The sequence below is a fragment of the Micromonospora sp. NBC_01405 genome (genome assembly GCF_045040155.1).
Lineage (GTDB): Bacteria > Actinomycetota > Actinomycetes > Mycobacteriales > Micromonosporaceae > Micromonospora.
This window is the reverse complement of record NZ_CP109532.1, coordinates 3669593-3691738: the sequence shown is the minus strand read 5'-3', so window position 1 is coordinate 3691738 and position 22146 is coordinate 3669593. Positions and strand designations below refer to the sequence as shown.

At 74.2% G+C, this 22146-nt stretch carries 23 protein-coding genes; 10 read left to right on the top strand and 13 right to left on the bottom strand.

Going from position 1 to position 22146, the window contains the following annotated elements; genetic code table 11:
* Positions 1-411 (top strand): DUF5319 domain-containing protein, encoded by a 411-nt coding sequence (locus OG559_RS15960; protein WP_387015152.1) that lies wholly within the window; start codon positions 1-3, stop codon positions 409-411.
* Between the two features lie 131 nt (positions 412-542).
* Here the strand turns inward: OG559_RS15960 and OG559_RS15955 are convergent, their stop codons facing one another.
* Entirely contained in the window at positions 543-1361 is an 819-nt protein-coding gene (locus OG559_RS15955) for a LuxR C-terminal-related transcriptional regulator (protein WP_405104641.1), read from the bottom strand.
* A 255-nt stretch (positions 1362-1616) separates the two neighbouring features.
* Here OG559_RS15955 and OG559_RS15950 point away from each other — a divergent pair, with 255 nt between their 5' ends.
* Both OG559_RS15950 and OG559_RS15945 read left to right on the top strand, forming a co-directional pair.
* A complete protein-coding gene (locus OG559_RS15950; protein WP_350881838.1) occupies positions 1617-2000 on the top strand; it encodes a WhiB family transcriptional regulator in 384 nt (127 codons plus the stop codon).
* A gap of 106 nt (positions 2001-2106) precedes the next feature.
* Positions 2107-3342, top strand: coding sequence for a hypothetical protein (locus tag OG559_RS15945; protein WP_405104639.1), 1236 nt, complete (start codon positions 2107-2109; stop codon positions 3340-3342).
* A 100-nt stretch (positions 3343-3442) separates the two neighbouring features.
* Here the strand turns inward: OG559_RS15945 and groL are convergent, their stop codons facing one another.
* Positions 3443-5086 carry a chaperonin GroEL gene (gene groL, locus OG559_RS15940; protein WP_405104637.1) on the bottom strand — a complete coding sequence of 548 codons (1644 nt, stop codon included), beginning with the start codon at positions 5084-5086 and terminating at the stop codon, positions 3443-3445.
* A gap of 70 nt (positions 5087-5156) precedes the next feature.
* Positions 5157-5471, bottom strand: a complete 315-nt coding sequence (gene groES / locus OG559_RS15935) for a co-chaperone GroES (protein ID WP_350881844.1) — start codon at positions 5469-5471, stop codon at positions 5157-5159.
* 442 nt (positions 5472-5913) lie between these two features.
* Here groES and OG559_RS15930 point away from each other — a divergent pair, with 442 nt between their 5' ends.
* From OG559_RS15930 to OG559_RS15900, 7 genes are all read left to right on the top strand, one after another.
* The gene (locus OG559_RS15930; protein WP_405104635.1) at positions 5914-7125 is read left to right on the top strand and encodes a THUMP-like domain-containing protein; all 1212 of its coding nucleotides are present in this window, start codon (positions 5914-5916) and stop codon (positions 7123-7125) included.
* A 162-nt stretch (positions 7126-7287) separates the two neighbouring features.
* Complete coding sequence (gene ybaK / locus OG559_RS15925; protein ID WP_405104633.1) at positions 7288-7767, top strand: Cys-tRNA(Pro) deacylase; 480 nt, start codon at positions 7288-7290, stop codon at positions 7765-7767.
* A 264-nt stretch (positions 7768-8031) separates the two neighbouring features.
* Complete coding sequence (locus tag OG559_RS15920; protein ID WP_405104631.1) at positions 8032-9120, top strand: sugar ABC transporter substrate-binding protein; 1089 nt, start codon at positions 8032-8034, stop codon at positions 9118-9120.
* A 33-nt stretch (positions 9121-9153) separates the two neighbouring features.
* The gene (locus OG559_RS15915; protein WP_405104629.1) at positions 9154-9963 is read left to right on the top strand and encodes an ATP-binding cassette domain-containing protein; all 810 of its coding nucleotides are present in this window, start codon (positions 9154-9156) and stop codon (positions 9961-9963) included.
* Entirely contained in the window at positions 9960-11219 is a 1260-nt protein-coding gene (locus tag OG559_RS15910; protein WP_405104627.1) for a sugar ABC transporter permease, read from the top strand. The genes OG559_RS15915 and OG559_RS15910 overlap by 4 nt, the downstream gene beginning before the upstream one ends.
* Before the next feature lie 28 nt (positions 11220-11247).
* Positions 11248-12429 carry an ROK family protein gene (locus OG559_RS15905; RefSeq protein ID WP_405104625.1) on the top strand — a complete coding sequence of 394 codons (1182 nt, stop codon included), beginning with the start codon at positions 11248-11250 and terminating at the stop codon, positions 12427-12429.
* 58 nt (positions 12430-12487) lie between these two features.
* A complete protein-coding gene (locus OG559_RS15900) occupies positions 12488-12778 on the top strand; it encodes a DUF1707 domain-containing protein (RefSeq protein ID WP_405104623.1) in 291 nt (96 codons plus the stop codon).
* 69 nt (positions 12779-12847) lie between these two features.
* Here the strand turns inward: OG559_RS15900 and OG559_RS15895 are convergent, their stop codons facing one another.
* The 10 genes from OG559_RS15895 to OG559_RS15850 form a co-directional block, all read right to left on the bottom strand.
* Positions 12848-13102 (bottom strand): hypothetical protein, encoded by a 255-nt coding sequence (locus OG559_RS15895; protein ID WP_117665155.1) that lies wholly within the window; start codon positions 13100-13102, stop codon positions 12848-12850.
* Between the two features lie 32 nt (positions 13103-13134).
* Positions 13135-14181, bottom strand: coding sequence for a tRNA (adenosine(37)-N6)-threonylcarbamoyltransferase complex transferase subunit TsaD (tsaD, locus tag OG559_RS15890; protein WP_396670295.1), 1047 nt, complete (start codon positions 14179-14181; stop codon positions 13135-13137).
* Positions 14182-14187: 6 nt separating this feature from the next.
* On the bottom strand, positions 14188-14631 hold the full coding sequence (gene rimI, locus OG559_RS15885; RefSeq protein WP_405116693.1) for a ribosomal protein S18-alanine N-acetyltransferase: 444 nt from the start codon (positions 14629-14631) through the stop codon (positions 14188-14190).
* A 114-nt stretch (positions 14632-14745) separates the two neighbouring features.
* A complete protein-coding gene (gene tsaB / locus OG559_RS15880) occupies positions 14746-15423 on the bottom strand; it encodes a tRNA (adenosine(37)-N6)-threonylcarbamoyltransferase complex dimerization subunit type 1 TsaB (RefSeq protein ID WP_405104621.1) in 678 nt (225 codons plus the stop codon).
* An 87-nt stretch (positions 15424-15510) separates the two neighbouring features.
* Positions 15511-16371, bottom strand: a complete 861-nt coding sequence (locus OG559_RS15875; protein ID WP_405104619.1) for a maleylpyruvate isomerase family mycothiol-dependent enzyme — start codon at positions 16369-16371, stop codon at positions 15511-15513.
* A 232-nt stretch (positions 16372-16603) separates the two neighbouring features.
* Positions 16604-17305, bottom strand: a complete 702-nt coding sequence (gene ung, locus OG559_RS15870) for a uracil-DNA glycosylase (protein WP_405104617.1) — start codon at positions 17303-17305, stop codon at positions 16604-16606.
* Between the two features lie 280 nt (positions 17306-17585).
* Entirely contained in the window at positions 17586-18068 is a 483-nt protein-coding gene (gene tsaE / locus OG559_RS15865) for a tRNA (adenosine(37)-N6)-threonylcarbamoyltransferase complex ATPase subunit type 1 TsaE (protein WP_405104615.1), read from the bottom strand.
* A gap of 88 nt (positions 18069-18156) precedes the next feature.
* Complete coding sequence (locus tag OG559_RS15860) at positions 18157-19245, bottom strand: alpha/beta fold hydrolase (RefSeq protein ID WP_405104613.1); 1089 nt, start codon at positions 19243-19245, stop codon at positions 18157-18159.
* A gap of 13 nt (positions 19246-19258) precedes the next feature.
* Positions 19259-20377: an alanine racemase gene (gene alr / locus OG559_RS15855; RefSeq protein ID WP_405104611.1), complete on the bottom strand. Its 1119-nt coding sequence runs from the start codon at positions 20375-20377 to the stop codon at positions 19259-19261.
* A 72-nt stretch (positions 20378-20449) separates the two neighbouring features.
* Positions 20450-21919, bottom strand: a complete 1470-nt coding sequence (locus tag OG559_RS15850; RefSeq protein ID WP_405104610.1) for an NAD(P)H-hydrate dehydratase — start codon at positions 21917-21919, stop codon at positions 20450-20452.
* Between the last annotated feature and the right edge of the window lie 227 nt (positions 21920-22146).

Below are 22146 nucleotides of genomic sequence, written 5' to 3'. Positions count from 1 at the left end.
GTGCACGACGAGCCCATCGACCCGTTCAACGGCGACCCGGCCGATCCGGCGGCGGAACTGCACGACCCGGACGGCGACGCCGCACTCGACCCGCTGACCGAGGTCGAGCGGCAGGACGTGCTCGAGGACCTCGCCGACCTGGAGATCTACCAGGCCCTGCTGGCCCCCGTCGGGGTGCGCGGGCTGGTGATCGAGTGCGAGGACTGCCGGGAGCCGCACTACTTCGACTGGGACCTGCTCCGGGGCAACCTGCGTCACCTGCTCAGCTCCGGCCGGCCCCGGGTGCACGAGCCGGCCTACGACCCGGACCCGGACCACTACGTCACCTGGGACTACGCGCGCGGCTACGCCGACGGTGTGCACGACACCCTGACCGAGGGCACCGAGGACGACACCGAGCCGGGCAACTGAGCTACCCCGCGGGTCCTGCGCGTTGCTGACGTACGGGTAGAGGCTCGCGGCGCTTGTCCGGACAGCACGGCGTCGAACCAGGCGTGATCTGCGAGACCGGACCCGGCCGGGCAGCGGGCCCGACGGCGCGCTCAGGCGACCAGGCCGGCGCGGAAGCCGGCGGCCACCGCGTGCGCGCGGTCGCGGGCGCCGAGCTTGCGGAACAGCCGGCGGGCGTGTGTCTTGACGGTGTCCTCCGAGACGAACAACTCCCGGCCGATCTCGGCGTTGCTCTTGCCCTCGGCCATCCCGAGCAGCACCTGGAGCTCCCGTTCGGTCAGGCCGACCGCCCCCCGGCTCCCCCGGGCCGGGGCGGCCCGCCGTGGGTTTGCCGGCTCCTCGGTCTCGCCGCCGGTCGGCTCCGGCTCGTCGTCGCCCCGCTGCACGGGCACCATCGACGGCAGGCCGCCCGGCCCCTCCTGGGTCGCCGGCCAGGCCGAGCCGGGATTGTTGGGGGCGCGACCGGCCGGGGTGGGGCGCTTCTGGCCGCCGACGGCCGCGGCGTCCCGCGCCGGGTCGGCCACCCGGTGCCGGGTCGCCCGGCCCGGCGCGGAGAGCAGCAGCAGGGCCTTGGCCACCGCGCTGGTCAGGTCGTGGTCGGTGCCCTGGATCAGCCCCCGGGCCCCGGCGCCGATGCTGGCCGCGGCCGCGTCGGACTCCTCGGCCCCGAGCAGCAGCACCGCGGCGTGCGGGGCGCGGGCCAGCACCCGACGCACGAAGCCGGCGCTGTCCGGCCGGGTGAGCGCCGTGTCGGCGAGCACCACGTCGGGCGGCCCCTCCGCCAGCCGCAGCATCACCTCGGGATCAGAGACGGCGGTACGGACGGCGGCGGACAGTCCGAGCCGGGCTGCCGCGGAGTTCAGTTGCTGCGCGGCGAGCGGTGTCCGAACGCACACGAGAACAGTACGCACTGTGTGGTCTCCTCTCCGACCCGAAGCAGACCACGGCGGGGTGTGGTCGGGTGGGTGTTCCCAGCAATCCTCCGAACTTTTCCGACAGATAGGGCATAAGCCGCGCAATGTCCGAGGTTTTCGATCACAGAAGTGTGAGCCCGCGCGAGCCGGGGTACCGGAAGCCCGAGCCGGAAATCGGTGCGCCAGCGCGGCCGCCGCCCGGACATCCGGTCAACTGAGAGTCTCCGCGGTGCCGCGGGAGGAGGGGTGCTGATGTCGAACGTACGCAGGCTGCCCGGACCCATCGTCGACCTCTGGGACTGGCAGCGGCTCGGTGCCTGCCGGGGCCGCGACAGCGCCCAGTTCTTCCACCCGGACGGGGAGCGCGGCTCCTCCCGCCTGCGCCGCGAGTCCGGCGCCAAGGCGGTCTGCCGGGCCTGCCCCGTACGCGCCGAGTGCGCCGCGCACGCGCTGTCCGTCCGTGAGCCGTACGGCGTCTGGGGCGGCTTCAGCGAGGCGGAGCGGCTGCGGCTGCTCGCGGTCGGCTGGGAGGACCTGGCCGACCGCCGGCACAGCCGCGTCGACGTGGCCCGCCTGGAGTCCCGCCTCGGCCGCCCGCACAAGTCCGCGATGTCCGCCCAGCGCAGCGTCGCCTGACGACCGCGCCCACCGCACGCCGACGCCGCGCCCCGGCCGCCCGGGGCGCGGCGTCGTGTCACGTCCCGGCCAGGCGGATGTCCCACCGTTCTGCCAGGATCCTCGGATGCTGATCGACATCGCGGATCCGGACACGCTCTGGGCCCGGTGGGGCGCGCTCGCCTCGGCGCTCGCCACCCTCGGCCACGACGACGTCTACTGGTACGACGCGGACGGCGCCCACCACGACGACCACGGGGGCAACTGGGCGCGGCTGGTGCGTGTCGAGGGCGGCCGGGCGGTGCTCTTCGGCTACGACCACGAGTACAGCGACACCGTCAACGTCAGCCCGCCGCTCGACCTGCTCGCCGGGGCCCCCGCCTGGCTGCCCTGGCCGGAGCTGATCCGGCATGCCGAGGGCGACCAGCTCGGCTACGCCTACTGGTACGACGGCGGCTGGTCCCGGGTGCCGTACCCGGAGCCGCTGCTGCCCGACGGGCTGCGGGCCACCGCCGGGGCGGTGCTCGACGACGACCGGGCCCGGCGGGAGCTGGGCGAGGTGGTCTTCGAGTGGGGCGGATACCAGCCTGCTGACGAGGCGACGGAGCAGGCCGAGGTGGCGGAGGCCGCCGGCCGGCTGCTCGACGCCGCTGCCGACCGCGCCCTCGACGCGGGCGCGCTGGACGGGCTGCTCGGCCGGCTCCGGCCCGGCCCGGTCGACGTGCCCGCCGGCCTGGCGATGGCGGCCCGGGCCGGGCTGACCCCGGGCGAGCGACCACCGGCGGTGGTGGCGGCGGCAGGGGCCCCGCCCCGGCGGGTCCGGGTGCTCAGCGACGACCAGCACGACCGGCTGGTCTGGACGGCGATGCGGCGGGCCACGGAGGCGCCCCGCCCGGCCCCGGCACCCACCCCCGAGCTGACCGAGCTCGTCGACTGGGCACGCGGCCGGGCCCCGGCCGGCGACGGCCGCTGCTCGCTGTTCATACAGGTCACCGACACCGCGCTCAGCCAGCACCCGGGCGAGGCTCCCCCGGCCAACCGTCCGGGCGAGGACGGGTGGGCGGCCTTCCGCCAGGCCGGTGACCTGGTCCGCCGGCTCCGGGCGGCCGAGGCCGATTCGGCGCACGGGCAGTGGATCTTCCTACGGCTGGAGACGACCGCCGGCGGCTTCACCCTCGAACGGCGCTACGACTCGTGGCCCGGTTGGCTGACCGACGACGGGCACGGGCCCTGGCGCAGCCACCTCCAGCCGGAGCTGGACCGCCGGGCACCGGCGTTCCGGCCCGCGTGGGCGGTGCTGCTGGCGCCGGAGGTCGCTTACCTCGGCCCGCCGCCGCCCTTCGACACGCCCACCATCGGGTGACGGGCCTGCCGGCGCGCGCCCGCCACCTCAGGGGGCAGGAAGGGCGGCAGGGCACGCCGTCGGGTGAAGGCGTGCCCTGCGCGGTGTCGTACGGCGTCGGTCAGAAACCCGGGCCGTGCTGGTGGCCGTGGCCGTGCGAGTGGCCGTGGCCCCCGGCGGCCGGCTCGGCCTTCTCCGGCTTCTCCACCACCAGGCTCTCGGTGGTGAGCAGCAGGCCGGCGATCGAAGCGGCGTTGGAGACCGCGCTGCGGGTCACCTTCACCGGGTCGATGATGCCGGCCTTCGCCATGTCGACGTACTCGCCGGTGGCGGCGTTGAGGCCGTTGCCCCACGCCTGGTCGACGACCTTCTGCACCACGACGTAGCCGTCGTGGCCGGCGTTCTGCGCGATCCAGCGCAGCGGCTCGACCAGCGCCTTGCGCACGATCGAGACGCCGATCTTCTCCTCGCCGGTCAGGCCGAGGTCGTCGTCGAGAACCGACCGGATCTGCGCCAGGGCGGCGCCACCACCGGGCACCGTGCCCTCCTCGACGGCGGCCTTGGTCGCGGCGATGGCGTCCTCGATGCGGTGCTTGCGCTCCTTCATCTCGACCTCGGTCGCCGCGCCCACCTTGATGACCGCGATGCCGCCGGAGAGCTTCGCCAGCCGCTCCGCCAGCTTCTCCCGGTCCCACTCGGAGTCCGAGGCCTCGATCTCCTTGCGGATCTGGGCGACCCGGTCGGCGACCTCGCTGGACTGCCCGCCACCGTCGACGACGGTGGTGTTCTCCTTGTCGACCACGACGCGCCGGGCGGTGCCGAGCACCTCCAGGCCGACCTGGTCCAGCTTGTAGCCCAGCTCCGGGGCGACCAGCTCGGCGCCGGTGAGGATCGCCATGTCCTGGAGCATCGCCTTGCGGCGGTCGCCGAAGCCGGGGGCCTTCACCGCGCAGACCTTGAGGGTCTTGCGGATCGAGTTGACCACCAGGGTGGACAGGGCCTGGCCCTCGACGTCCTCGGCGATGATCAGCAGCGGCTTGCTGTTCTGGAGGACCTTCTCCAGCAGCGGCAGCAGCTCCTCGATCGCCGAGATCTTCTGCGTGGTGATCAGGATGTACGGGTCCTCCAGGACCGCCTCCTGCCCCTCCACGTCGGTGACGAAGTTCGGCGAGATGAAGCCCTTGTCGAACTGGAGGCCCTCGGTCACGTCCAGCTCGGTGGCGAGGGTGGAACCCTCCTCGACGGTGATGACACCGTCGCGGCCGACCCGCTCCATCGCCTCGGCGATCAGCTCGCCGATCGTGGCGTCCTGCGCGGAGATCGTCGCCACGTGCGCGATCGACTCCTTGCTGGCGACCTCGACGGCCCGTTCGAGCAGGGCCTCGGAGATCTTGTTGGCGGCCAGGTCGATGCCGCGCTTGAGGCCGGCCGGGTTGGTGCCGGCGGTCACGTTGCGCAGGCCCTCGCGGACCATCGCCTGGGCCAGCACGGTCGCGGTGGTGGTCCCGTCGCCGGCGACGTCGTTGGTCTTGGTCGCCACCTCCTTGACCAACTGCGCGCCGAGGTTCTCGTACGGGTTGGTGAGCTCGATCTCCTTGGCGATGGTCACGCCGTCGTTGGTGATCGTGGGCACACCGAACTTCTTGTCCAGGACGACGTTGCGCCCGCGCGGGCCGAGAGTGACCTTGACCACGTCCGCGAGGGCGTTGACACCGTGTTCCAGCAGGTGTCGGGCGTCATCCGAGAAGCTGAGGATCTTCGCCATTAATGTCCCTTCGAGGCGTCACTGCCCCGGCCCGGCGAACCGGACCGGGGCAGTGACACTGATCGGTTGCCTACTTCTCGATGACCGCGAGAACGTCGCGGGCGGAGAGCACCAGGTACTCCTCGCCGGCGTACTTGATCTCGGTGCCGCCGTACTTCGAGTAGATGACGGTGTCGCCGACGGCGACGTCAACCGGGATCCGGTTGCCCTTGTCGTCGATCCGGCCCGGGCCGACAGCGAGGACAGTGCCCTCCTGCGGCTTCTCCTTGGCGGTGTCGGGGATCACGATGCCCGACGCCGTGGTGGTCTCAGCCTCGTTCGCCTGGACCAGGATCCGGTCCTCGAGCGGCTTGATCGCAACCTTGGTCGCGGTAGTCACGGGCATACCCTCCTGGGGTATTGGTTTCGTTGCTGGCCGACGGGGCCGACCAGCGTCAATCTGCCACATGCCACCGGGCGGGGCCGTCGTCGCGGGTGCCGGTCCGCCTGGCGTTCAGCGCCCGGGCACGGGCCCGGAAGCTGGCACCCTCGATGGGAGAGTGCTAATCGCAGGTTAGGCCGTGGCTAGCACTCCGTCAAGGAGAGTGCCAGCGCGCCACCCGTCGTGTCGCCACAGTTTCGCCACTCGTAACCGCGACACGCCGACGACGCCTCGCCACACCGTGTTCGACTCCCTACCGTCGGTGGCCACCATCGGAGGCCGTTGGAGGGGCCCGGATTCCGACGCTGACGTTCCTGCGGGCCCAGCGACGCCGGGCCCGCCAGTCGGGACGGGCCCTTGACGGCCCGCAACCGACCAGCCCGGCCGGGGCCGGGACAATGGGCGGGTGGATCTCGACCAGTTCGCCGCCCTGCGTACCCCCGAGGGGTCGGCCGCGCTCGACGCGGCGACCGAGAGGGCCGGCGGCGACCCGCTGGCCGCGGCGGGCGCGCTCCGCTCTGCCGGAATCCCGGCCGGGCTCGCGGCGGCGGCGCTGACCCAGGCGGAGCTGCGCCGCCGGGCGGTCGGCAAGTTCGGGCCGGAGGCCGCCGGCATGTTCCTCACCCGCCCCGGGCTGGAGCAGGCCACCCGCCGGGTGGTCGCCGACCGGCGGGCCGCGCGGCTGCGCGCGGCCGGGGTGCGCACCCTCGCCGACCTGGGCTGCGGCCTCGGGGCCGACGCGCTCGCCGCCGCCCGCGCCGGCATCCGGGTGTACGGGGTGGAGGCCGACCCGGTGACCGCCGCGATGGCCGCCGCGAACGCCGAGGCCGCCGGGCTGGCCGACGCGTTCACCGTGGAGTGCGGCGACGCCACGGCGTTCGACGTGGACCGGGTCGACGCGGTCTTCTGCGACCCGGCACGGCGCAGGGCCGGCACCGGGCGGCGGATCTTCGACCCGAACGCCTACTCGCCGCCGTGGGACTTCGTCACCGGCCTGGCCGAGCGGGTGCCGAACACCGTGGTCAAGGTGGCCCCCGGCCTCGACCACGCGCTGATCCCGGCCGGAGCCGAGGCCGAGTGGGTGAGCGTGGCCGGCGACCTGGTCGAGGCCGCCCTGTGGTGCGGCCGGCTCGCCGAGGTCCCCCGCCGCGCCACCCTGCTGCGGGAGCCAGCCCCCACCGCCGCCGCCGCGCCGGTCGCCCACCACCAGCTCACCGGCTCCGGCGCGGTCGAGGCCACGGTCGGCCCGGTCCGCCGGTACGTCCACGACCCCGACCCGGCGGTGGTCCGCGCCCACCTGGTCGCGGAGCTGGCCGACGCCATCGACGCCACGCTCGCCGACCCGAGCATCGCCTACCTGTACGCCGACGCGCCGGGCGCGACGCCGTTCGCCCGCTGCCTGGAGATCACCGACGTGCTGCCGTTCTCGCTGAAGCGGCTGCGCGCCCTGCTGCGCGAGCGCCGGGTGGGCCGGGTCGAGATCCTCAAGCGCGGCTCGGCGCTGGAGCCGGAGAAGCTGCGGCGGGACCTGCGGCTGGCCGGCCCGGAGGCGGCGAGCCTGGTGCTGACCCGGGTCGCCGGCGCGCCCACCGTGCTGCTGTGCCGGCCGGTGGGCTGACCCGGGTCGCCAGCGCACCCACCGTGCTGTCGTGCCGGCCGGAGGGCTGGGCCACCGCCGCCCCGGTCGGCGGGCGGCCCCCCGGTGCGGGCCGGTCCTGCCGCCGCGCTGATCCGCCGTTTCCGGTGGCCCGCCGGGCGACGCCGGGTTAGCTTGTCGGACATGGCGGGACAGGGCACTCCGGCGACGGCGCTGCTGAACAGGCGGAAGATCCGGCACAGCACCCACCCGTACGACGTCTCGCCGGACGCGCCGGACTACGGCGCGCTCGTCGCGGCGGCCCTGGGCGCACCCCCGGAGCGGGTGTTCAAGTCGCTGGTCACCGAGGTCGACGGCGCGCTCGCCGTGGCGGTGGTGCCGGTGACCGGCGAGTTGGACCTCAAGGCGCTGGCCGCCGCGCTCGGCGGCAAGCGGGCGACGATGGCGGACCGGGCGGTCGCCGAGCGGGCCACCGGCTACGTACGCGGCGGGATCAGCCCGATCGGCCAGCGCAAGCGCCTGCCCACGGTGCTGGACGCCTCCGCCCTGGCCCACGACACCGTCTACGTCTCGGCCGGCCGGCGCGGCCTCCAGGTTGAGCTTGCCCCGGCCGACCTGATCGCCCTCACCGACGCCGCCACGGCCCCGATCGCGGCCCACTGACCCACCGCCACCGCCGGCCGCCGCTCCCCACCGCACACCGCGAGCGGCCCGGCCGGACCGGCGGTCCGGGTCGCGTCCGGGCAGCACAGGGGCCGGGATGCCCGCTCCCGGCGGGCGGCGGCAGGTGTCGTCGGCGTTGCCGAATTGTTACTGCGGCCGACGAGACTTCAGAACTCGACGGCCTTGTGTCGGACCTGCGGCACGAAATACGTTGCCGGACACAACAAACTGCTGTCCCGCCTTCCACCCCCGAAAGGACCGCACATGCGCAAGGGCTTCCTCACCCTCGCCGTCGTGGGCGTGCTGGCCACCGGCGGCACGGCCGCCTGCGGCCCCGGCAGCGCGGCGGTCGGCAGCGACAGAAAGCCGAAGATCGGGGTGATCCTGCCGGACAGCAGGACCAGCGCCCGGTGGGAGGGCGCGGACCGCAGGTACCTGGAGGAAGCGTTCCGGGCCGCCGGGGTCGACTACATCATCCAGAACGCGCAGGGCGACAAGTCCAGCTTCTCCACCATCGCCGACGGCATGCTCACCGCCGGCGTCACCGCGCTGATGATCGTCAACCTGGACTCCGGCACCGGCAGGGCCGTGCTGGACCGGGCGAGGTCGCAGGGCGTCGCCACCATCGACTACGACCGGCTCACCCTGGGCGGCTCGGCCGAGTACTACGTCAGCTTCGACAACGAGGCCGTCGGCAGGCTCCAGGGCGAGGGCCTCAGCCGGTGCCTGGCCGACCAGGGCGTCGAGAACCCGGTGGTGGCGTTCCTCAACGGCTCGCCGACCGACAACAACGCCACCGAGCTGAAGGCCGGCTACGACTCGGTGCTCGGCCCGAAGTTCGCCTCCGGGACGTACGTCAGGGGCCCCGACCAGCCCGTGCCGGACTGGGACAACGCGCAGGCCGGGGTGCTCTTCGAGCAGATGCTCACCCGGACCGAGGGCCGGATCGACGGGGTGCTCGCCGCCAACGACGGCCTCGGCAACGCCGCCGTCTCGGTGCTGAAGAAGAACAAGCTCAACGGCAAGGTCCCGGTGACCGGGCAGGACGCCGACGTGCAGGGCCTGCGCAACATCCTCGCCGGCGACCAGTGCATGACCGTGTACAAGGCGATCCGGAAGGAGGCGGACGCCGCCGCCGCGCTGGCCGTCTCGCTGGCCAACGGCGTCCGCCGGGACACCGGCCAGACGGTCCGGGACCCGGAGAGCGGCCGGGACGTACCGGCCGTGCTGCTGGAGCCGAAGGCTATCTACCAGGAGAACGTCAAGGACGTCGTGGCCGACGGCTACGTCGCCCGGGACAAGCTCTGCGCCGGCCCGTACGCCGAGCGGTGCGCCGCCGCCGGGATCAGCTGACCCGCCCGCCGACCGTTGTACGGAGGAGACCCTGTGTCCGCAACCCCCCTGCTGGAACTGCGCGGGATCGACAAGAGCTTCGGCCCCGTCCAGGTCCTGCGCGACGTCACCCTGTCCGTCCACGAGGGCGAGGTGACCGCGCTGGTCGGTGACAACGGCGCTGGCAAGTCAACCCTGGTCAAGTGCATCAGCGGCATCCACCCCACCGACTCCGGCGAGTTCCTCTTCGAGGGCCGCCCGGTGAGCGTCAACAGCCCCCGGGACGCCGCAGCCCTGGGCATCGACGTCGTCTACCAGGACCTCGCCCTCTGCGACAACCTCGACATCGTGCAGAACATGTTCCTCGGCCGGGAGCGGAGCAACGGCCTGGTCCTGGACGAGTCGGCCATGGAGCAGATGGCCGCCGAGACCCTGGTCAGCCTGGGCATCCGGACGGTGCGGTTCCTGCGCCAGCACGTCGCCAGCCTCTCCGGCGGGCAGCGGCAGACCGTCGCCATCGCCAAGGCGGTGCTCTGGAACAGCCGGCTGGTCATCCTCGACGAGCCGACCGCCGCGCTGGGCGTCGCGCAGACCGCCCAGGTGCTGGAGCTGGTCCGCCGGCTGGCCGACAACGGCCTGGCCGTGGTGCTCATCTCGCACAACATGAACGACGTCTTCGCCATCTCCGACCGGATCGCCGCGCTCTACCTGGGCCAACTGGTCGCCCAGGTGCGGACCACCGACATCACCCACGCCCAGGTGGTCGAGCTGATCACCTCCGGCCGCTCCGGCGCCCTCGGCCACGCCGAACCGAGCGCCCTCGGCACGGGATCCGACGCCACCACCTGGGGAGCCGTCCGATGACCGCCACCGTCGTCAAGCGGGAAGGGTCCTCGGACGTCGCCCCGGAGCCCTCCGTCGGCAGCCACGTCCGGGACTACCTCGCCCGGCTGCGCGACGGCGACCTGCGCCTGCTGCCAGCCGTGACCGCCCTCGTCGTGCTCTGCCTGGCGTTCGCGATCGTCCGGCCGGTCTTCTTCTCGGCCGCCAACTTCGCCAACCTGTTCACCCAGGGGGCCGCGGTCACCGTGATCGCGATGGGCCTGGTCTTCGTCCTGCTGCTCGGCGAGATCGACCTGTCGGCCGGCGTCGCCAGCGGGGTCTGCGCCACCGTCCTGGCCAAGGTGGTCAGCGACCTGGGCCACCCCTGGTACGTCGCTGTGCTCGCCGCCGTCGCCACCGGCGTCCTCATCGGCCTGACGCTCGGCTTCCTGGTGGCGAAGGTCGGCATCCCGTCCTTCGTGGTGACCCTGGCCGGCTTCCTGGCCTTCCAGGGCGTGGTGCTGCTGCTGATGCGGGAGGGCACCAACATCGCGATCAACGACGAGGTGATCATCGCGATCGAGAACCGGTGGGTGCCGCCCCCGATCGGCTGGCTGCTGGCGGGGGTCGCGGTCGCCGGGTACGCCGTCACGCAACTCCTGCGGCACCGCGACCGGACGGCCCGGGGGCTGGTCACCGAGCCGGTCGCCGTGGTCGCCGGCCGGGTCGCGGCACTGGCGCTGCTCCTCGGTCCCGCCGTGTACGTGTTCAACCAGGAACGCAGCATCAACCCGCTGATCAGCTCCAACAAGGGCATGCCGATCGTGGTGCCGCTCATCGCCGTCCTGCTGGTCTTCTGGACCTTCGTGCTCGATCGCACCGCGTACGGCCGGCACCTGCTGGCCGTGGGCGGCAACCGGGAGGCCGCCCGCCGCGCCGGCATCAACGTGGACCGGATCCGGATCTCCGCGTTCGTCGTCTGCTCCGCGATGGCGGCGGTCGGCGGCATCATCGCGGCCAGCCGGGACAGGTCGGTGGACCCGAACACCGGGGGCAGTAACGTGCTGCTCTACGCGGTCGGAGCGGCCGTGATCGGCGGCACCAGCCTCTTCGGCGGCAAGGGTCGCATGATCAACGCGGTGCTGGGTGGGGCGGTGGTAGCGGTGATCATCAACGGGATGGGCCTGCTCGACCTGAGCTCCGGCCTCAAGTACCTCTTCACCGGGCTGGTGCTGATGCTGGCCGCCGGGGTGGACGCGCTGTCCCGCCGGCGGTCCGCCACCACCGGCGCCCACTGACGACGTGCGACACGGAGTGCCGGTGGCGATGCGCGCAGGACCCAGCCAGGACGAGATCCGTCGGCAGAACCTCGGTGCCCTGCTGCGCTACGTGCACGTCCACGGCGCGACGACCCGCGCCGAACTGACCACCGTGCTCGGGCTCAACCGCAGCACCATCGGCGCGCTGACCGCCGACCTGACCGGCGCCGGCCTGGTCAGCGAGGGGACGCCGCGGGAGACCGGCCGGGCCGGCCGGCCGTCGCTGGTCGTCCGGCCCGAGTCGGAGCGGGTGTACGCGTACGCGTACAGCGTGGAGGTGGACCGGCTGCGGGCCGCGCGGGTCGGCCTGGGCGGCGCGGTGCTCGACCGCCGGGAGCTGGACCGGCCCCGCAACCTGCTGGCCGGGGAGGCCGCGCCGCTGCTGGCCGGAGCGCTCAAGGAGATGCTCCCGGCGGTGCCGGCCGGCGCGGTCTGCGTCGGGGTCGGGGTGGCGGTCTGCGGCATGGTCCGCCGCGACGACGGCCTGGTCCGGCTGAGCCCGCCCACCGGCTGGGTGGACGAGCCGATCGGCGCGGCGCTGGCCGCCGAGCTGGGCATCGACGTGCCGATCACGGTCGGCAACGTGGCCGACGTGGCGGCCTTCGCAGAGCACGCCCGGGGCGTCGCCGCCGGCTGCGACAACATCATCTATCTGTACGGGGACGTCGGCGTCGGCGCCGGCATCATCGCCGGCGGCCGGCGGCTCACCGGGCACGGCGGGTACGGCGGCGAGGTCGGCCACATGGTGGTGGTCCGGGAGGGGACCCGCTGCGAGTGCGGCTCCCGGGGCTGCTGGGAGACCGAGATCGGCGAGCACGCCCTGCTGCGGGCCGCCGGCCGGCACGACGCCCGGGGCCGGGACGCGCTGCTGGCCGTCTTCGACGCCGCAGGTCGGGGCGACGCCCGGGCCCAGACGGCGGTCCGCCAGGCCGGCGACTGGCTCGGCTTCGGCGTGGCCAACCTGGTCAACATCTTCAACCCGGAGATGGTCATCTTCGGCGGCACCATGCGTGACCTGTACCTGGCCTCGGCGGCCCAGGTCCGCAGCCGGCTCAACTCGATCGGGTTGTCGGCCTGCCTGGAACACGTCCGGCTGCGCACCCCGAAGCTGGGCGCCGACGCGGCCCTGGTCGGCGCGGCCGAGCTGGCCTTCGAGCGGCTGCTCGCCGACCCGCTCGACGCCGGCTGACCGGCTTTCCGCCCGGTGCGGCCCGCCCCTGGCGGCGCGGCTGCGTACCCTGTCCCCCGTGGACGTCGAGCTGCGCGCCTCCGACGACGACCGGCACCGGGTGGTCGCCGAGCTGCAACGGCACACCTCGGCGGGCCGGCTCAGCCTGGACGAGTTCTCCGAGCGGGTCGGGGTGGTCTGGTCCGCCCGCACCCTCAACGACCTGGCCGCGGTGACCCGGGATCTGCCGGTCGAACCGACCCCCGCCGAACCGGCCGCCGAGCACGGCCGGCGGGACCTGCTGGTCGTCTTCGCCGTCGCCGTCGCCACCCTGGTCCTGCTCGGCCTGCTGATGGCCCTCACCCGCTGACCCGGCCGCCGGCCCCCACCCCCGGCTCAGCGTTCTGGGCCTGTCCTGACCGGCGGCAGCCGGCCGGGTTCAGCGGTCGACCTGGGTGAAGTCCCATGAGTGCGGCGGGCGGGCGACCAGCGTCGCGGGCGGGTCGGGCAGCGGCCGGGGGCTGCTGCGCCATTTCGAGATGACCACCACCCGGTGGTCGGTCGAGCTGAACACCTCGCTGGACAGGTGCAGCGGGTCGTGCTCGAACTCGGGCAGGGCGGTGTCGCAAACCCAGGTGATCAGGTCGGCGAAGCCGTAGGCCTCCGCCCGCGCCTCCCACATCCGTACGATCACGTCGTCGTTCCCCTCGCCGTCACGTCGAGTCGTCACACGCTCACCGTGGTCAGCGGCAGGGCCGAGTCGGCCGGCAGGTCGAGCCGGCTCGGCGCGACCCCGGCGGCGACCAGGTGGGAGCCGAGCGCGGCCACCATCGCCCCGTTGTCGGTGCACAGTTGCGGCCGGGGCACCCGCACCCGGATGCCCAGCTTGGCCGCCCGGTCCTCCGCGAGCACCCGCAGCCGGGAGTTCGCCGCCACTCCCCCGCCGATCACCAGCGTGTCGATCCCGTGGGCCCGGCAGGCGGCCAGCGCCTTCGTGGTGAGCACGTCGCAGACCGCCTCCTGGAACGACGCGGCCACGTCGGCCACCGGCACCGGCTCGCCGGCCCGCTGCCGGGCCTCCACCCAGCGGGCCACCGCCGTCTTCAACCCGGAGAACGAGAAGTCGTACCGGTGCGCGGCGAGGTCCTTCGCGGCGGTGAGCCCGCGCGGGAAGCCGATGGCGGCGGCGTCGCCCGCCCGGGCCTCCCGGTCGATGTACGGCCCGCCGGGGAACGGCAGGCCGAGCAGCCGGGCCACCTTGTCGAACGCCTCCCCGGCGGCGTCGTCGATCGTCGCCCCGAGCGGAGTCACCCCCCGGGCCAGGTCGTCGACGAGCAGCAGGGACGAGTGCCCGCCGGAGACCAGCAGGGCGATCGCCGGCTCGGGCAGCGGCCCATGTTCGAGGGTGTCCACGGCGACGTGCGCGGCGAGGTGATTGACCCCGTACACGGGCTTCTCGGCCGCCAGCGCGTACCCCTTGGCTGCGGCGACGCCGACCAGCAGCGCGCCGGCCAGCCCCGGCCCGGAGGTCACCGCGATGGCGTCGATGTCGGCGATGGTCACCCCCGCCTCCCGCAGCGCCCGGTCCATGGTCGGCACGATGGCCTCCAGGTGGGCCCGGCTGGCCACCTCGGGCACCACGCCGCCGAACCGGGCGTGCTCCTCGACGCTGGAGGCCAGCGCGTCGGCGAGCAGGGTGTGCCCGCGTACGATGCCGACCCCGGTCTCGTCGCAGGACGTCTCGATGCCGAGGATCAGCGGTTCGTCAGCCATGTCTCCTCAGTCCTGCTCGCGCCGCATTATCAGCGCATCGGTGTTGCTCGGTTGGTAGTAGCCGCGGCGCACCCCGATCGGCTCGAAGCCGTACGTCGCGTAGAGCCGCTGGGCGGGGGCGTTGTCCGCCGCGACCTCCAGCAGCGTGCTGTGCGCACCCCGGCGGGCCGCCTCGGCGAGCAGCGCGTCCAGCAGTGCCCGGCCCACGCCGCGCCGCTGGGCTCCCCGGCGGACGGCGATGTTCTGCACCCACGCCTCGTCCGGAGCCGCCACGGCCAACCCGGCGTAGCCGAGCAGGTAGCCGTCGTCGTCGGTGGCGACGAGGTAGAAGTGGCCGTTGGCCAGCTCGTTCCAGAACATCGCCGGCGACCACTGCTCGGCGCCGAACAGGTCCGCCTCGATCGGCAGCACGTCGTCGATGTGCCACCAGCGGAACGGTTCCAGCCGCACCCCGGCGGGGTTCACGGCGCTACCTCGGCTCGCAAACCCGGCTCACTCCTCGCGCTCACGGCGCTACCTCAGCTCGCGACTGCGGGGCTCGCAAACCCGGCTCACTCCTCGCGCTCACGGCAGGACCGGTTTGCGGGCGGTGGCCGCCACGGCGTCGGGGCGGCGCAGGTACAGCGGGGTGAGCGGGTCACCGGGGGCGCCGGAGCGGATCCGCTCGGCCGCCAGCGCGGCCAGCACAATCGGGTCCGGGTAGCGGGGCTCGGCCCGCAGCGGCAGGTCGAACACGTCGGCGTACCGGTGCGCGCCGTCGCCGACGGCGGCGGTGACACCGAGGTCGCGGGCGCGCCGCGCGGCCACCACCGGGGTGTCCACGTCCGGGCCGGCGATCCGCTCGCCCGCGCCGTCGTACACCGCCCAGTAGACCTCCCGGCGGCGGGCGTCGCTGGCCGCCAGGACCGGCTCGCCGGCCGCCGCCGGGTGGCCGATCCCGTCGAGCGAGCAGACGCCGTACGCGGGAACGCCGAGCACCTGGGCCATGGTGGCGGCGGTGACCAGCCCCACCCGCAGCCCGGTGAACGGGCCGGGGCCCAGCCCTGCCACGATCGCGGCCAGGTCGGCCGGGCGGGCGCCGACCTCGGCGAGGACCGCGTCGACCTGCGGCGCGAGCAGTTCGCCATGCGCGCGGGCGTCGACGGTGCGGCGCTGCGCCCGTGCCGTCACGCCCTCGGCGGTGACCTCCACCAGCGCCGCGGTCACCGCGGGGGTCGAGGAGTCCAGCACCAGTACGAGCACGAACGCCACCCTAACCGCCCCGCCACTTCCCCCAGCGACCCCCCGCCGCCCTCGCCGCCCGCCCCTCGCCGGTGTGGGTGGGGTGGGTCAGCTCGGGGCTCGTAGGACTCGGAGGAAGGGGAAGAGGAGCCAGGGGCGGGGGCCCCGGAGGGCGAGCTTGCCGGCGAGCACCGTGCGGACCCGGCTGACCCGGCCGAACAGCATCAGGTTGAGCGCCGCCGGGTCGAACCGGACCCGGACGTCCGGCGGGGTGCCCGGGGCGGCGACCGTCACCACCCCCCGGTGCAGGACGAGGGTGATGTCGGCGCAGTACGCGGACCGGAACTCGACGGTGATCGGGCGTTCCCGGGGCGGCTCGTCGTTGTCGAGCAGGTGTCCGTAGCCGGCGCGGAGCACGTTGACCAGGAAGACCTCGAAGAAGAGCACGGCCTCCGAGCCGGGCATCTTCCACGGCCGGCCGGTCGCGCGGGCGATGTCCCAGCCATGCACGAGCAGCTCGTTGACCAGGTGGCCGAAGAGACCGGCGAGGGGCGCGCGAGCGTCGCCGAACCAGCTGAGCAGTTCGTCCGGTCGGCGGTCGGCGGTGATTCGGAGGATCTTGTCCACGTCGGCCTGGAACCGATCCAGCAGCGGCCGGGGCGACCGGTCGGTCAGGTGCCGCAGTATCAGGTCGTTGACGTCGGCGATGGTATCCACGGTGACGGTCGGGAGCTGGGCGCTGAGGCCAGGGATCGGCAGCGGCGGGTGATCGGGGTCGAGTTTGGTCGCGTACCACCAGGCGACCGAGACCAGGTGGACGACAGTGTCCGCCACGGACCAGTGCGCGGTCACCATGGTGTCCGGCCGGTCGACCGTCTCGACCAGCCGGACGAACCGGGCGGTGGCCTGCTCCAGCGCCCCCCTGGCCGTCTGCCACTGTCGGGGGCTGATGGTCGCCGTCGTCGCCATGGGACGCCTCCGATCGCAGTCACCGGGTCCCGGGAAGTCTACAGCGGACAGTGAACGCCACGTCACTCCACACGTGCCCTCATGGTGGCGGCAGGTCGACCGGCCGAGGCCCACAAGAGTCGTCCCGGTACCGGTACCGGGACGGATCCCGACCGGAACCGGGACAGATCGGCTCCGACGCGTGGCCGGACGCTCGTCCATTGCGACGACGAACGATCCGGTGCGGTGCGGTTCAGCCGGCGGACCGCTCCCAGTCGATGGTCGGCAGGCCGGCGTCGGCGAGGGCCTTGTTGGTCGCACTGAACGGTCGGCTTCCCAGGAAGCCGCGCGGGTTCATCGGGCTGGGGTGGCCGGCCTCCAGCACCACGTGCTGCGGGTTGGTGACCAGGGAAGCCTTCTTGCGGGCGTACCCGCCCCAGAGCAGGAAGACCACGCGCTGGTCGAGGGCGTCCAGCGCCCGGATCGTGGCGTCGGTGAACTCCTCCCACCCCTTGTTGGCGTGCGAGCCGGGGGTGGCCTGCCGAACGGTCAGCACCGAGTTCAGCAACAGCACGCCCTGTGCCGCCCAACCGTCGAGGTTGCCGCTGCGCGGCTTCGCCACGCCCAGGTCCTCGCCCAACTCCTTGAAGACGTTGCGCAGCGACGGTGGGACCGACACCCCCTCACGGACGCTGAAGCTCAGCCCGTGCGCCTGCCCGGCCTTGTGGTACGGGTCCTGCCCCAGGATCAGCACCCGACACCCCTGCGGCCCGCACAGGCGATAGGCGGAGAACAGGTCCTCGACCGGCGGGAACACGGTCTGGGTGGCGTACTCCCCGGCGACGAACTCGGCCAGCGCAGCGGTGCGGGCCGGGTCGAGGTGGGGGGTGAGCGCGGCGCGCCACTCGTCGGGCAGCAGCGCGAGCAGGTCGAGGTCGGGGGCGTCGTTGGGCATCGGCAACCTTTCGCAGTCGGTCGGCCCCTTTCCTACCAGCCCCGTCCGACACCCCGGCACGGGAGTACGGCCTCCCGTCGCTGCCCATCGATGGTCGGCGGTCGGCGGTCGGCGAGCGGCGAGCGGCGAGCGGCGAGCGGCGAGCGCAGTTTCTCGGAAAGAGTGGCCTCGCGACGGACGATAGCCACTCTTTCGGGGAAACTGCACGATCTCGGGGCGGGGCGGGGCGGGGCGGGGCGGGGCGGGGCGGGGGTGAGGGCGGGGGTGAGGGCGGGGCGGGTCAGGGCAGGGTGGCGAGCCGGGCGGGCCAGTCGCCGCCGACCGGCTCCAGCTCGACCACCCGGCTGTCGTCGTCGCGCCGGTCGATGCGGACCCGCAGGTGGGCGTCGACGAGCTGCTCGACCAGACCCTCCCCCCACTCGACCACGGTGACCGAGTCGTCTACCGAGGCGTCCAGGTCGAGGTCGTCGATCTCCGCGCGCGGATCCGCGGCGTCCCCGAGCCGGTACGCGTCCGCGTGCACCAGCGCCATCGTGCCACCGCGCGCCGGGTCGGGGCGGTGCACCCGGGCGATCACGAAGGTCGGTGAGGTGACGTCGCCCCGTACCCCGAGACCCGCCCCGATGCCCTGGGTCAGCGCGGTCTTGCCGGCACCGAGCGGGCCGGTGAGCAGCAGCAGGTCGCCGGCGCGCAGCACCCCGGCCAGCCGCCGGCCGAACGCGTGGGTGTCCTCGACCGTCGACAACGTGACGACGACGCTCACCGCGCCACCACCGACGGCACGACGACGCTCACCGCGCCACCCCGAGGGCGCGAAGGACGCCCGACGGCACGGCCGTCCCCGGTGGCGCTCACAGCGCCGCCAGGAAGTGTTCCAGGGCCGCGTCGACCTCGTCGGCGTGCTCCAGCATCACCACGTGCCCGCTGTCGTGGATCTTGAGAAACTCGGCGTGCGGAAGCCGCCGGACGATCTCCTCCGAGTGCGTCACGGGCGTGATCATGTCCTTGTCGCCGACCACCACCAGCACCGGGGTGCCGGCCAACGCCGCCAGCGCCGGGTACCGGGAGTGGGTGGCCAGGGTGCGCAGGTAGCGGGTGACCGTGTCGGCGGAGGTCCGGGAGTTCATCTGCTCGACGTACGACACCAGGGCCGGGCTCGGCTTCGGGGTGCCGAAGCCGTACTGGCGGGTGAGCAGCCAGGCGATGTTCGAGGCCGACCTGCGGGCCTTGTCGATGGCCGTGCCGCCGTACCGGGTGGCGTTGTTCATCATGTAGAGCACCGGCGAGCTGACCCGCCCGAGCAGGGCCGGGGCCACCAGCTTCGTCTCGGCCAGCAGCCCGCCGGAGGTGGCCATCAGCACCGTGCCGACCACCCGGTCGCCGAACAGCTCCGGGTACAGCTCGGCGAACGCCATGATGGTCATTCCGCCCATCGAGTGGCCGACCAGCACCAGTGGGCCCTCCGGGGCGGTCCGGTCGATCACCCGGCGCAGCGTGCGGCCGAGCGCGGTGAGGTCGTACTCGCCGGTCTCCAGCCGCCCCGACCGGCCGTGGCCCGGCTGGTCGTACGCGACGATGCGGTGCTCGCCGCGCTCGGCGAGCAGCTTGCGCTGGAAGTGGAAGGTGCCCATGTCCAGGCAGAAGCCGTGCACCAGCACCACCGTCGGGTGCCCGGCGACGGGGCGGGTCGGCTCGACCACCTCGACGTGGATGTCGGTGCCGTCGGCCAACTCCAGCCGCAACGCCTCGTCGTACGGCTGCGCGCCGAAGACCTCGTCGGCGTACGGATCGGTGGGGTCGGTCTTGAGCCGGCGGACCAGGGCGCGTTCGCTCACCACGCCCGCCGCGAGCCCGGCGGCGGCCACGCCGACGGCGGCCCCGAGCACGCCGGCGACCCGGCCGGCGGCGGTGCGCGGCCGGGGGATGCGGAACCTGGTCACGCCGCCACCCCGGTCACGGCCGCTCGCCGTCGTAGACGCGGGGCACCCGGACCCCGCCGAACCGGGTGACGATCTCGTAGTTGATGGTGCCGGCCGCGGCGGCCCAGTCGTCGGCGGTGGGCTCGCCGTCGGTGCCGGGGCCGAACAGGGTCACCACGTCGCCGGCGGCCACCGGGTCGTCGCCGCAGTCGACCACGAACTGGTCCATGCAGATCCGGCCGGAGACGGTCCGCCGCCGGCCCGCGAGCTGCACCGGGCCGGTGTTCGAGGCGTGCCGGGGCACCCCGTCGGCGTAGCCGAGCGGCACCACGGCCAGGTTGGCGTCGGCCTCGGTGAGGTAGGTGTGGCCGTACGACACGCCGCTGCCGGCCGGGACCCGCTTGGTGAGCATGACCCGGGCCCGGGCGGTCATCGCCGGGCGCAGCCCGAACCGCTCGCCGGCCACGGGGGAGAGCCCGTAGATCGCGACCCCCGGCCGGACCAGGTCGAAGTGGGTGTCGGGGCGGGTCAGGGTGGCGGCGGAGTTGGCCAGGTGCCGGTAGCGCGGGCGCAGCCCGGCCCGCTCGACCATGTCCAGCCCCTCGTGGAAGACGGCGAGCTGGCGATCGGTGGTGGGGTGGCCGGGCAGGTCCGCGTACACGAAGTGGCTCCACACGCCGACCACCTCGACCAGACCGTCGGCCTGGGCCTTCGCGGCGGCCTCCAGCAGCGCCGGCCAGTCGGCGACGGTGGCCCCGCCGCGCGCCAGACCGGTGTCGATCTTCAGGTGCAGCCGAGCCGGGCTGCCGGCCTGCCGGCTCGCCTCGATCATCTCGTCGAGCTGGGTCAGGCTGGCGGCGGCCAGGTCCACCCCGACCGCGACGCCCTCGTGCAGCGGCAGCCCCGGGGCGAGCAGCCAGGCCAGCACCGGCGCGGTCACGCCGGCCCGGCGCAGGGTCAGCGCCTCGTCCAGGGTGCAGACGCCGAGCCAGTCGGCCCCCGCATCAAGCGCCGCGCGGGCCGAGGGGAGCATGCCGTGGCCGTACCCGTCGGCCTTGACCACCGCCATCAGCTCGCCGCTGGTTCCGGCCCGCAGCCGCGTCACGTTCTCCCGGATCGCGTCAAGATCGACCCGCACCTCGGACTGCCACATGCCCCCAGCCTACTGACCACGGTGATCAACCCGGGCCGGAGCCGCCCCGGACGGCGCGGCGGCGGCCCGAGGTCAGGGCAGCCGGGCCACGATCGGGCGGAGGGCGGCGGCCACGTCGGGCGCGGTCACCGGCCCGCCGAGGGCCGCCTCCCGGCCGGCCAGCCCGTGCAGGTACGCCGCCGCGGCGGCCGCCCGCTCCGGGACCAACCCGGCGGCCAGCAGCGAGCCGAGCAGCCCGGCGAGCACGTCGCCCGTGCCCCCGGTGGCCAGCGTGGGGGTTCCGGTCGGGTTGACGTACGCCCGGCCGTCGGGGGTGGCGACGATCGTCCGGTCCCCCTTGAGCAGCACCACCGCGTTCATCCAGGCGGCCAGCCGCAGCGCCGCCGCGGCCCGGTCGGCTCCGGGATGCTCGCCGCAGAGCCGGCCGAACTCCCGGTCGTGCGGAGTGACCACGATCGGGGCGTCCCGGCTGCGCAGCCGGTCCGCCATCGACCCGTCGACCAGCAGGGTCAACGCGTCGGCGTCGAGCACCACCGGCACCGGGGCGGCGAGCACCGCGCGCAGCTCGGCCACCGCGTCCTCGCCGGTGCCGAGGCCGGAGCCGCAGACCCACGCCTGCACCCGGCCGGCGTCGGCGACCCGCCCGCTGGCGATCACCGAGGGATGCTGGCGCAGCACGTCGTCGCGGGCGCTCCCGGCGTACCGGACCAGGCCGGTCGGCCCGGCGAGCGCGCCACCGACGGAGAGCACCGCCGCCCCCGGGTACGCCGCCGAGCCGGTCGCCAGGCCGACCACGCCCCGGGTGTACTTCTCCGATGCCGGGCCCAGCTCCGGCCACCACTGCTCGACGTCGGACCACTCGGTGACCCGTAGCGCGGGGGTGCCGCGCAGCCAGGGCCCCAGCCCGATGTCGACCAACTCGACCTGGCCGGCCAGCGCCACGGCCGGGCCGACCACCAGCGCCGGCTTCAGCGCGCCGAACGCCACCGTCACGTCGGCGCGGACCGCGTTCGGCCGGCCGGAGGCGGTCGGGGGCACATGACCGGTGTCGACGGCGACCCCGCTCGGCACGTCCACGGCGACCACGGCGGCCCGCACGCCGTCCCGGCCGCGCAGCCCGGGCAGCTCGGCGACGAGCCGCTCGGCCGCCTCGCGCAGCCCGCCGGTGCCGCCGATCCCGACGATCCCGTCCAGCACCAGGTCCACCTGCGCGGGCGGGCGGTCCACCAGCCGGCCCCCGGCGGCGCGCAGCGCAGCCAGCCCCTCGGCGTGCGCCCGCCCGGGGGTGAGCAGCAGGACCGACACGGCGGCACCCCGGCGGGCCAGCCGCTGCCCGGCGTACAGGGCGTCGCCGCCGTTGTCACCGGTGCCGACCAGCAGCAGCACCCGGGAGCCGTACACCCCGCCCCGGTCGGCGAGCAGCAGCGCGCAGCGGCGGGCCAGCCCCGCGGCGGCCCGCTGCATCAGCGTCCCGGCGGGGAGGGTGGCCATCAGCCCGACCTCCGCCGCCCGTACGTCCGCGACCCGCCACACCGGTTTCATGCCATCCCGTCCCGTCCGTGCCGGTCGCGTCCGTACCCGTGTGACGCCTTGGCGAACCGCTCGACCAGGACGATGCCGATGCCGACAGCGACGATCACCGCCTCACCCTACCGGCGGAGGACGCCGCAGATTAGCTACCGGGTCGGCTGTGGGCAACGCCTGTGGACAACCGGGGGTACGGGCCGGCGCCCGTTGTCCACAGGGCGTGCCGGCCCGCACCGGGGCCA